The organism is Shigella sp. FC1544 (assembly GCF_001722145.1).
Taxonomy (GTDB): domain Bacteria; phylum Pseudomonadota; class Gammaproteobacteria; order Enterobacterales; family Enterobacteriaceae; genus Escherichia; species Escherichia coli.
This window is the reverse complement of record NZ_MECT01000103.1, coordinates 1-6883: the sequence shown is the minus strand read 5'-3', so window position 1 is coordinate 6883 and position 6883 is coordinate 1. Positions and strand designations below refer to the sequence as shown.

The window sequence follows — 6883 nt, the reverse complement described above, 5'->3', positions numbered from 1 at the left end:
ACGGTTGTGGCGCACGTCTTCGGTGAACGCACTCTGGCCACACTGGAGCGTCTTCTGAGCCTGCTGTCGGCCTTTGAGGTCGTGGTATGGATGACGGATGGCTGGCCGCTGTATGAATCACGCCTGAAGGGAAAGCTGCACGTTATCAGCAAGCGTTACACTCAGCGCATTGAGCGACATAATCTGAATCTGAGACAACATCTGGCAAGGCTGGGACGGAAGTCACTGTCGTTCTCAAAATCGGTGGAGCTGCATGACAAGGTCATCGGGCATTATCTGAACATAAAACACTATCAGTAAGTTGGAGTCATTACCCAACGTATTGATGCCGCTACGAAACGCTGCGCGCGGTTAATGGGTCATGTAGCGCGGTACGCAGAAGCTGCGCATTTTTGGCCTGTAAACGAAGCTGCCACTCTTCCATTTCATCCAGCAGACTGTTGAAGTCGAGAGCGAAGCGGTGAAACTCAGCGATACGTTCTTCAGAAACTCGTCGGGAAAAATTGCGGTTGGAACGCACATCATGTACGACATCGGTGATATTTTTCAGCGCTTCCACCAGGCCATTGTGCAAATGGCGGGTGAGGGTAATTGCGATGCCTGATGCCAGCAGAATACAACCGGTCAGTACGGCGAGCGAAAACCAGATAAAATGGCTGATTGAACTGTCGCGAGCGGTTAAGCGTACTTCGCCAATGGTTTCACCATTGTGACGAATCGGCTGAATGATGGGGGCGGGGAAGAGCCAGTGGCTTATGAAATTGCTGAAAGTATCGCCTGGATCCTTACGGGTGTAATGCCAGGCGCCAGAATATTTTGCTGCTTATCACGTACTTCTGCAGTTGAAAATTGCCCTTGCTGGCCCAGCGCTGCCAGTGTTTCAGTTGCTGCAGGGCCATCGGCAAAAACGACAGCTGCTTCCAGACTGTAAGTCATTGTTGCTGCTGTCAGTGCCAGGTTTTTTTGCGCGTACTGTTTCAGGGTCAGCACCGAGGTCACGGAAAGCAGCAACCAGATCAGCATCATAGTGATAAATATGCTGGTCATACTGATGTTGCGTAATGCTCTTTTAAACGTGGGGCGCTTATTAAGAGAATTATCGTTATCCATCATTTTTCTTCCGTGCGAGCATTAAGACATCCGGGTTGACCTTTACACCGCTACGCGATAAGGCATCCAGGTTTACGGCAAATCTGACGTCATTATTGTGGATGATCAGACAAAAGGCGCTACCAATAATGCACTCGGTATTTTGTTCGGCAATTAATAATAACGCCTTTGACGGATATTGTTCGGTTAATTCCATCTGGAATGTCGGTGACTCGTTGCCAAAATAAAAACCATTGCAGCCTGAAATCATCGCCTCTTGTTGAGTGTGAATGATGACAGGCAGATAAGGCAAAGATGTCGCGGCATTCTCTTGTAGGGCGGTACTAAAACGTGAAGATGAAAAGATACATAACTTTGGTGGCCCTGATAGCGCAGGCCAGCGGGTGTAACTGACAATACCGGAAACCATCATACGCACGTTTTTCGCAACGTCAGAAGGCTCCTGAGCGAGTATTGGTGCTCCCGTCAGCAGGAGAATCAGAAGTAAGAACAGTCAGTGAGAAAAACGCATTCAGGGATCCCCACCTTCTTCGCTCGAAATGCATCGATATTTTTTCAGAATGCTCATTAAAATATCATTTTTTCATGCGATCGTCATCAATGTGAGAAATAAAACACAATGAGTAAAATCTTATGTTTAATTTATTTGTGGGGTTTTAATTAATTTAATCGTATTGTGCTGGCATTTTCATCAGCCCCTTTTTGCCATACTTCATGCAGTTGGCTGGCACTTTCAACATTGTTACAGCTGGCAGGAAAGCTTTTACCGGAAAGTCCCCGGGCATAAGTAAAATCGGTCTGGCAAGTTTTCTTTTGTCCTTCGGCATATCCTTTAAGGTATAGACCGCGATCCGCCTGTGAATCGCCAAATGCATCGTCATCTTTTATGGCGCTGCCCGATATCGCATCTTCCATACCGACATCATACCAGTCGGTGCTGGTCAAGGTTGGCGCGTGAGTATAAGGATCAATCTGACATCCGCTAACCAGTAAAGCCAATAAGGGGGCGATAAACTTTTTCATCATTTCTTTCTCCTTTTTCAAAGCATAGCGGATTGTTTTTAAAGGAGGTGTAAATTTATTTGTACGAAATAAGCATCAAAGCGCGAGTAAATTGTTCGTGTAAAGAAAAGCGTACGAAATATGGATTGAAAACTTTACTTTATGTGTTATCGTTACGTCATCCTCGCTGAGGATCAACTATCGCAAACGAGCATAAACAGGATCGCCATCATGCAAAAAGACGCGCAGAATAACGTACATATTACCGACGAACAGGTTTTAATGACTCCGGAACAACTGAAGGCCGCTTTTCCATTGAGCCTGCAACAAGAAGCCCAGATTGCTGACTCGCGTAAAACCATTTCAGATATTATCGCCGGGCGCGATCCTCGTCTGCTGGTAGTTTGTGGTCCTTGTTCCATTCATGATCCGGAAACTGCTCTGGAATATGCTCGTCGATTTAAAGCCCTTGCCGCAGAGGTCAGCGATAGCCTCTATCTGGTAATGCGCGTCTATTTTGAAAAACCCCGTACCACTGTCGGCTGGAAAGGGTTAATTAACGATCCCCATATGGATGGCTCTTTTGATGTAGAAGCCGGGCTGCAGATCGCGCGTAAATTGCTGCTTGAGCTGGTGAATATGGGACTGCCACTGGCGACGGAAGCGTTAGATCCGAATAGCCCGCAATACCTGGGCGATCTGTTTAGCTGGTCAGCAATTGGTGCTCGTACAACGGAATCGCAAACTCACCGTGAAATGGCCTCCGGGCTTTCCATGCCGGTTGGTTTTAAAAACGGCACCGACGGCAGTCTGGCAACAGCAATTAACGCTATGCGCGCCGCCGCCCAGCCGCACCGTTTTGTTGGCATTAACCAGGCAGGGCAGGTTGCGTTGCTACAAACTCAGGGGAATCCGGACGGGCATGTCATCCTGCGCGGTGGTAAAGCGCCGAACTATAGCCCTGCGGATGTTGCGCAATGTGAAAAAGAGATGGAACAGGCGGGACTGCGCCCGTCTCTGATGGTAGATTGCAGCCACGGTAATTCCAATAAAGATTATCGCCGTCAGCCTGCGGTGGCAGAATCCGTGGTTGCTCAAATCAAAGATGGCAATCGCTCAATTATTGGTCTGATGATCGAAAGTAATATCCACGAGGGCAATCAGTCTTCTGAGCAACCGCGCAGTGAAATGAAATACGGTGTATCCGTAACCGATGCCTGCATTAGCTGGGAAATGACCGATGCCTTGCTGCGTGAAATTCATCAGGATCTGAACGGGCAGCTGACGGCTCGCGTGGCTTAAGAGGTTTATTATGGTTGCTGAATTGACCGCATTACGCGATCAAATTGATGAAGTCGATAAAGCGCTGCTGAATTTATTAGCGAAGCGTCTGGAACTGGTTGCTGAAGTGGGCGAGGTGAAAAGCCGCTTTGGACTGCCTATTTATGTTCCGGAGCGCGAGGCATCTATGTTGGCCTCGCGTCGTGCAGAGGCGGAAGCTCTGGGTGTACCGCCAGATCTGATTGAGGATGTTTTGCGTCGGGTGATGCGTGAATCTTACTCCAGTGAAAACGACAAAGGATTTAAAACACTTTGTCCGTCACTGCGTCCGGTGGTTATCGTCGGCGGTGGCGGTCAGATGGGACGCCTGTTCGAGAAGATGCTGACACTCTCGGGTTATCAGGTGCGGATTCTGGAGCAACATGACTGGGATCGAGCGGCTGATATTGTTGCCGATGCCGGAATGGTGATTGTTAGTGTGCCAATCCACGTTACTGAGCAAGTTATCGGCAAATTACCGCCTTTACCGAAAGATTGTATTCTGGTTGATCTGGCATCAGTGAAAAATGGACCATTACAGGCCATGCTGGCGGCGCACGATGGCCCGGTACTGGGGTTACACCCGATGTTCGGCCCGGACAGCGGTAGCCTGGCAAAGCAAGTTGTGGTCTGGTGTGATGGACGTAAGCCGGAAGCATACCAATGGTTTCTGGAGCAAATTCAGGTCTGGGGCGCTCGGCTGCATCGTATTAGCGCTGTCGAGCACGATCAGAATATGGCGTTTATTCAGGCTCTGCGCCACTTTGCTACTTTTGCTTATGGGCTGCATCTGGCAGAAGAAAATGTTCAGCTTGAGCAACTTCTGGCGCTCTCTTCGCCGATTTACCGCCTTGAGCTGGCGATGGTCGGGCGACTGTTTGCTCAGGATCCGCAGCTTTATGCCGACATTATTATGTCGTCAGAGCGTAATCTGGCGTTAATCAAACGTTACTATAAGCGTTTCGGCGAGGCGATTGAGTTGCTGGAGCAGGGCGATAAGCAGGCGTTTATTGACAGTTTCCGCAAGGTGGAGCACTGGTTCGGCGATTACGCACAGCGTTTTCAGAGTGAAAGCCGCGTGTTATTGCGTCAGGCGAATGACAACCGCCAGTAATAATCCAGTGCCGGATGATTCACATCATCCGGCACCTTTTCATCAGGTTGGATCAACAGGCACTACGTTCTCACTTGGGTAACAGCCCAATACCTTCATTGAACGGGTAATTTCCCCTAACTCTTTCAATGCTTTTTGCATTTCCGCTGATTCAAGATTGGCCTGAATATCCAGATAAAACATCTCTTCCCATGGATTACCGTGAATCGGGCGTGATTCCAGACGGGTCATAATCAGATTGTGGTTGCGCAGCACCAGCAACGCTTCAACCAGCGCACCGGCTTGTTGCCCGGTCGCCATTAACAACGTCGTTTTCGCCGGAACCTGGTCAGACACGTTAATGGCTTTACGTGCCAACACCACAAATCGGGTGAAGTTTTGTTGCTGATTCGCTTCAATACGCTCCAGTACCTGCAAACCGTACAAAGTGCCGCCAGCTTCGCTTCCCAACGCAGCAACATGCGGTGATTTTGCCTGTGCAACCTTTTCCATTGCCGCAGACGTACTTTCGGTATATTCAATCTTCCAGTGAGGATAACGATTAAGGAATTTGCTGCATTGCTGGAATGGCTGCGGATGGCTGTAGACCGTATTAATGGTGGATAAATCAGTCGTGCCGGAGACCAACAAACAATGGTCGATAGTTAACGTCATCTCGCCAACAATCGACAAGCTGGTATGTTGCAGCAGATCGTAAACGTCGTTTATGGCACCGGAGCTGGTATTTTCAATCGGTACGACGGCATAGTCGGCCTGGCCGGTTTCCACCTGATTAAAAATATCGGCAAATTTGGCGCAGCCACTTTCAATGAATTGCTCAAAGTGACGGGCAGCATACTGGCGCGCCGCAAGATGGGAATAAGAACCTTTGGGGCCGAGAAAAGCGATGCGTGCTGAGTGCGGATTAATTTTATTGAGATGTTGCTGGAGCAAAGCCTGCTGAGTTAATACGGAATCTTCAATGATGAGCTGGAACAGGCGAGTAATGTAATGGGCGTCCAGATGGTGCGCTTTACCGAGCGTAATTAATCTTTCCAGTAAATCGCGTTCACGATCAATATCTCGTACCGGGCGATGCGAGAGCAGTTTGGCTTTTCCCACCTCGACGGCCAGTTCGCGCCGCTCTGCCAGTAATGCTAATAATTTTTCATCCAGCGCGCTGATTTTCTCTCGCAGCGCCAGTAATGGATTTTCCGATGTCATAGTGTTGCCTTTTTTGTTATCAATAAAAAAGCCCCCCGGTTTGGGAGGCCTTATTGTTCGTCTTCGCATTCTGTTTCACACGACGAAACGCCTCCCATTCAGGGGAAGGTAAAAAAGAATGCGAAGAAAAACGGTGTGTGTTTCATGTTTGTTTCCTTAAGTGACTTTAGTACAGTACCCGTACTGTTTTCACGCTGTCAACAAAAAACGCGCCCGAAGGCGCGTTGGCGATACACTCAATATAAAGGACTACTCTTCTTCAACTTCTTCGACGAAGTTGGCGTCTTTCACCGATGTTGCGGCACGACGTGCTTCGCCTTTGTGCTGCAGTTTATTGAGCTGCCGTTCCAGCTTGTTGATCAATTCGTTAATTGCAGTGTACATATCTTCATGTTTACCACTGGCAACCAGAACGCCGTTAGGTGTATTGATTGTGGCGTCAGCAACAAACCCTTGTGGCTCTTTGGACAGAATGATATGTGGATTAATCAGATGTGTTTGCCATTTTTCCAGTTTGGCGAGACGGTCTGCGACATGTTGGCGGATGGCCGGAGTAATTTCCATTTGTTTGCTGGTAATGTTCATTGTCATAAATTTTACCTCTTGTCTTCCCGTCTTGGTGAATTCAGCATACCGTTCCTGATGTCAAAATGTGTGATGGGAATCTCATAATTTTGTCACTTTTTGTCAACGAATCTTTTTTGTGAGAAATCGCAGGAAGAGGTGTTTTTTTACTTGAGGAATATCTCAAAGCGAGCCATATTTGATGAGATCGATAGTGACTAAATCGCTTCAGTTTCACAACTAACAGAATAAAAAAACGGCAGCTCAAGGGCTGTAATGCCAGTCAGTTAAGCAACTGACTGGCTCTTTTTCGGGGCTGTGGGGTATTTCCAGGGCCTCTCCTTTACCACTCTCGGGAAGGCCCTTCCCCTTCTCGTCGGTAATTTCACAAGTTGTCCCATACTTGCAAGATCGCGCATCAGCTCCGGTATACGTCCCGGTGAAGCGTGAGGTGTACTGGCAATAGCGGATACTACCATTTGTTCTTTTTTTAAGCAGCCATCTGATGATATTTTTCCCTGAAGGCTGCCGGGGAGATATTCCCCAGACGAGAGTGACGACGCTGACGAT

At 48.4% G+C, this 6883-nt stretch carries 7 protein-coding genes, 3 pseudogenes and 1 other annotated feature; of the genes and pseudogenes, 3 read left to right on the top strand and 7 right to left on the bottom strand.

Annotation, left to right across the window (positions count from 1 at the left end; genetic code table 11):
- A pseudogene (locus BGK49_RS25770) lies at positions 1-300 on the top strand (IS1-like element IS1X2 family transposase); the annotation flags it as partial.
- Here BGK49_RS25770 and dgcN read toward each other — a convergent pair.
- The 3 genes and pseudogenes from dgcN to BGK49_RS07250 form a co-directional block, all read right to left on the bottom strand.
- A pseudogene (gene dgcN, locus BGK49_RS07260) lies at positions 301-1113 on the bottom strand (diguanylate cyclase DgcN); the annotation flags it as partial.
- Positions 1103-1603: a YfiR family protein gene (locus tag BGK49_RS07255; RefSeq protein ID WP_149855717.1), complete on the bottom strand. Its 501-nt coding sequence runs from the start codon at positions 1601-1603 to the stop codon at positions 1103-1105. The pseudogene dgcN and the gene BGK49_RS07255, both read right to left, overlap by 11 nt.
- A 167-nt stretch (positions 1604-1770) precedes the next feature.
- Positions 1771-2136, bottom strand: a complete 366-nt coding sequence (locus tag BGK49_RS07250; protein WP_004985941.1) for a DUF2799 domain-containing protein — start codon at positions 2134-2136, stop codon at positions 1771-1773.
- Between the two features lie 207 nt (positions 2137-2343).
- Here BGK49_RS07250 and aroF point away from each other — a divergent pair, with 207 nt between their 5' ends.
- Both aroF and tyrA read left to right on the top strand, forming a co-directional pair.
- Complete coding sequence (aroF, locus tag BGK49_RS07245; RefSeq protein ID WP_001168066.1) at positions 2344-3414, top strand: 3-deoxy-7-phosphoheptulonate synthase AroF; 1071 nt, start codon at positions 2344-2346, stop codon at positions 3412-3414.
- Positions 3415-3424: 10 nt separating this feature from the next.
- On the top strand, positions 3425-4546 hold the full coding sequence (gene tyrA, locus BGK49_RS07240) for a bifunctional chorismate mutase/prephenate dehydrogenase (protein ID WP_000225221.1): 1122 nt from the start codon (positions 3425-3427) through the stop codon (positions 4544-4546).
- Between the two features lie 42 nt (positions 4547-4588).
- Here tyrA and pheA read toward each other — a convergent pair whose 3' ends face one another.
- From pheA to BGK49_RS30925, 4 genes and pseudogenes are all read right to left on the bottom strand, one after another.
- Positions 4589-5749 carry a bifunctional chorismate mutase/prephenate dehydratase gene (gene pheA, locus BGK49_RS07235; RefSeq protein ID WP_000200116.1) on the bottom strand — a complete coding sequence of 387 codons (1161 nt, stop codon included), beginning with the start codon at positions 5747-5749 and terminating at the stop codon, positions 4589-4591.
- 21 nt (positions 5750-5770) lie between these two features.
- Positions 5771-5896, bottom strand: a sequence feature (Phe leader region).
- Positions 5848-5895 carry a pheA operon leader peptide PheL gene (gene pheL, locus BGK49_RS29160; protein ID WP_001386991.1) on the bottom strand — a complete coding sequence of 16 codons (48 nt, stop codon included), beginning with the start codon at positions 5893-5895 and terminating at the stop codon, positions 5848-5850. Its footprint overlaps the feature before it by 48 nt.
- A 102-nt stretch (positions 5897-5998) precedes the next feature.
- Positions 5999-6340 carry a ribosome-associated translation inhibitor RaiA gene (raiA, locus tag BGK49_RS07230; protein WP_000178456.1) on the bottom strand — a complete coding sequence of 114 codons (342 nt, stop codon included), beginning with the start codon at positions 6338-6340 and terminating at the stop codon, positions 5999-6001.
- A gap of 260 nt (positions 6341-6600) precedes the next feature.
- Positions 6601-6883: pseudogene (locus tag BGK49_RS30925) on the bottom strand (IS4 family transposase); the annotation flags it as partial.

Coding starts and splice junctions, on each gene's coding strand:
- tyrA (WP_000225221.1), top strand. CDS start 3,425: ATGGTTGCTGAATTGACCGCATTACGCGATCAAATTGATGAAGTCGAT.
- BGK49_RS07250 (WP_004985941.1), bottom strand. CDS start 2,136: ATGATGAAAAAGTTTATCGCCCCCTTATTGGCTTTACTGGTTAGCGGA.
- raiA (WP_000178456.1), bottom strand. CDS start 6,340: ATGACAATGAACATTACCAGCAAACAAATGGAAATTACTCCGGCCATC.
- aroF (WP_001168066.1), top strand. CDS start 2,344: ATGCAAAAAGACGCGCAGAATAACGTACATATTACCGACGAACAGGTT.
- pheA (WP_000200116.1), bottom strand. CDS start 5,749: ATGACATCGGAAAATCCATTACTGGCGCTGCGAGAGAAAATCAGCGCG.